This is a genomic window from Holdemanella sp. (genome assembly GCF_056804935.1).
The window spans coordinates 1-2,231 of the sequence record NZ_DBMEXE010000172.1 but is presented as its reverse complement, the minus strand read 5'-3'; the positions used below and the strand labels follow the sequence as shown (position 1 = coordinate 2,231).

The 2,231-nt window shown below is 33.6% G+C and carries 3 protein-coding genes; all 3 read right to left on the bottom strand.

The features are described 5' to 3' along the window. Nucleotides 1-6: 6 nt before the first annotated feature. A complete protein-coding gene (locus ACZQCL_RS07625) occupies nucleotides 7-1,605 on the bottom strand; it encodes a putative manganese-dependent inorganic diphosphatase (RefSeq protein ID WP_288523296.1) in 1,599 nt (532 codons plus the stop codon). A 79-nt stretch (nucleotides 1,606-1,684) separates the two neighbouring features. After that, a complete protein-coding gene (locus tag ACZQCL_RS07620; protein ID WP_003863836.1) occupies nucleotides 1,685-1,969 on the bottom strand; it encodes an HU family DNA-binding protein in 285 nt (94 codons plus the stop codon). Between the two features lie 50 nt (nucleotides 1,970-2,019). Then, nucleotides 2,020-2,231, bottom strand: a 212-nt coding sequence (locus ACZQCL_RS07615) for a Maf family protein (protein WP_482482581.1), incomplete at its 5' end; no start/stop codon positions are given.

Sequence of the window (2,231 nt, the reverse complement as noted above, 5' to 3'; positions counted from 1 at the left end):
CCCCCTTTATGCCAGTTCTTGTGCTAAACGAGGCACAATTTGTTTTTTACGAGAAACGAATCCTTGATCCTTGAATTCTTCTACAACATCACGAACAAAATGCGATAACTTACCTACATATAAGAAACGTGAACCACGACCTTCGACATTAGTGATAACCATCAACATCAAGTCATATTCATGTATCGTGTTTTGTTCATCCATGTACTTCAAGAAATCCTCTTTAATTTCATCCACAATACTCAAATCAAACGTAAAAACCTGACTTACCGCAATGTGATATCCACTCAACATATATTCTTTAACATCATTGTAAAGAATATTCTTGAATTCTTTTCCACGAATCGTAGCCGTATTTTCGAATAATTCTTTAGCCATCGCATCAAAATCAATATCATATTCACTTGATAAACGCTTTGCCAAATTACGATCAATTGTCGTACATGTTGGTGAATTAAAATTCATTGTATCACTAATCATGCCATACGCAATCAATTTTGCGATGATCTCAGGCATTTTAACACCATATTCTGCATACATCAATCCAACAATCGTACAAGAACTACCTACTATCATATTTCTAAATACAATTGGACGATCTGTTTCAATATCACCAATACGATGGTGATCCACAATCTCTACAATATTCGCCGTTTCAATATCGCTGATACTCTGTTTCTTTTCATTATGATCCACAAGAATAAACTGTTTCTTTTCAGCCTTCAATAAGTTATATCGAGCAACAGACCCCAATATTTTTTTCTGGAATACAACAGGATAAGATGAGTGACGCGTCTTCAACATTTCACGTTCCACATCCTCTACATATTCACTTTTATTAAAGCGAATCACTTTATTAGCCGGAGTCATAATCAATTCAACTGGAATCGAACGATAAATCATTTGAATGATTTTCATAATATTATAAGACGTACTAATTAAAGTAACTCCCATTTGTTTTGCCATTTCAATAATATAGCTATTTGGAACAAAGTTTTCTGCCACGACAATAACAGCACAACCCTTTGCCATACTCTTGATCATACTATCTTCATGATCATTTAAAACCATGATGGCACCTTTTAGATCTCTATCCATCAAGCGTTTGTCCGCAATACGAACAAATCCACTTCTTTCAAGATTTCCCTTTAAAATAAAAGAACCCTTTACACTGGCAACTAAATTTTCTAATGGTGTTTCTTTTAATAATTCACTCGTAATATTTAAATCCTGCATCTGAATCTTAGAAACATCACCCAAAGTAACCATGCCCTTATATTCATTTTTATCATCTACAACATACAAAGTCTTTACATGATTTTCTAAGCATAAATCCCATGCACGACGAATCGTTTGCCCTTCTTCAATTGTCACCGCATCATCAATTTCAATTTCTTCCAACGTTGAACGTGCAGTCGTTAATAAAACTGGCATATTTACATGTAATTTATCTAATATAAATTTAGTTTCTGGATTCAAAGTCCCCAAACGAGCAGCTACCGCATTGATTCCAGTCTGTCTTTTTAATTCTGCAAGAGCTAAAGCCGCACAAATTGAATCTGTATCAGGGTTTTTGTGTCCAATTACATAAATTGGTAAACTCATCGAATTCTCCTCTCAATTATCTTAATTTTGTATTCAATATTATAACATGAAAAAAAAGAAGATTCATTATCGAATCTTCTTACTTAACAGCGTCTTTCAAAGCTTTGCTAGCTTTAAATTTTACAGATTTGCTTGCAGCAATTTCAATTTTTTCTTTAGTAGCTGGATTGATACCAGTACGAGCTGCTCTTTCGCTAATTGAGAATTTACCAAATCCGAATACATCTACAGTACCATTATCTTTTAAAGTATCCGCTACTGTATCGAATACGAATTGAACATAAGCTGTTGCGTCTTTTTTTGAACAACCGAATTCTTCAGCCAATTTTTCAGCTAAATCTTTTTTATTAATAACATTAGACATTTATATGTTCCTCCTCTAATTATTACCACGCTATTTTATCATTTCTATAACTAGAGTGCAACGCCTTTCATCATGGATTCCACCACATATTTTGGTAAACCAACCACATTGGTATAATCACCTTCAATATGATCCACAAAATCACATTCCTGTATACCATAAGAGCCTGCTTTATCCATACATTTCCCACTATTTACATACGACATAATATCTTGTTCTGTAAGTTTCTTAAAATAAACATCCGTCGTTTCGACATGTAGAA